Consider the following 1,006-nt stretch of genomic DNA (forward strand, 5'->3'; position numbering starts at 1 on the left):
ATGATCAACCGGAGACGGCCATGGAATCCCGAGATCCCGGAGACCAACAGCTGAGCGCCTTCCTGCGCGCCATGGCCCGGGCGAGCTTCGCCTGGGGGACGTGCGATTGCGCGCTGGTGATGGCCGACTGGTGCCGCGTCCGCCGCGGCGTCGATCCGGCGGCGCGCCTGCGCGGGCGCTACCGCACGGCGCGGGGCGCCCGGCGGACGGTCCGCCGCCGCGGCGGCTTCGAGACGGTGGTGCGCGCGCTGATGACGGAATCCGGCTTCGCGACCACCGAATCCCCGCGCACCGGCGATGTCGGCCTCGTCGCGCACCCGCGCGTCGGGCCGGCCTGCGCGATCCGCTGCCCTCTGGGCTGGGCGGTGAAGAGCCCCGCCGGCCTCGCGCTCGGCCCCTGGCCGGCCCGCGTGGCCTGGCGCGTCTGATGCCGGCCGCGATCGGCGCCGCCCTGATCGGCGAGCTGGCGCTCGGCGCCACCGCCGAACTCGTCGTCGGCTACGCGGTCGTGACGGTCGGCACCGTGGCCCTGCAATACGGCGCCCAGGCCCTGCTCGGCTCCGACAAGCGGGCCGACCACCAGGTCACCGTCCGGCAGGCGGTGGCGCCGCGCCGCCGGGTCCTCGGCCAGGCCAAGCTCGGCGGCGTGATCTTCGCGCTGGAGACGCTGAAGTTCAACGACACCAACACGGTCCTGTACCGCGGCGCCGTGCATTGCGTCGGGCCGGTGCAGATCCTGCAATACTGGTTCGGGGACGTGAAGACCGGCCTCGGGGCCGGCTCCGGCGGCTTCGTCCCGGACAGCGTCTACCAGGGCAAGGTCGTGATCGAGGGCCATGCCGGCACCGAGGACCAGCCGGCCTCGGCCGCCCTGCTGAAGCTGCCGTTCTGGACCGACGCCATGCGGCTCAGGGGGCTGTGCTACAGCGTCCTCCTGGGCACGCCGCTCAAGAAGGGCAGCCGGATCTTCCCCGAGGCGCACCGGACGTCCGGTTGCTGGGGGCGG

At 74.1% G+C, this 1,006-nt stretch carries 2 protein-coding genes; both read left to right on the top strand.

All coding sequences use genetic code 11. The features are described from left to right. Positions 1 to 428 (top strand): hypothetical protein (locus I53_RS13490; RefSeq protein WP_306307437.1); only part of this gene is annotated, 428 nt, incomplete at its 5' end. Then, positions 428 to 1,006, top strand: a 579-nt coding sequence (locus I53_RS13495; protein ID WP_043351526.1) for a hypothetical protein, incomplete at its 3' end; no start/stop codon positions are given. The genes I53_RS13490 and I53_RS13495, both read left to right, overlap by 1 nt.

The sequence above is a fragment of the Methylobacterium sp. B1 genome, assembly GCF_000333255.1.
Classification (GTDB): Bacteria; Pseudomonadota; Alphaproteobacteria; order Rhizobiales; family Beijerinckiaceae; genus Methylobacterium; species Methylobacterium fujisawaense.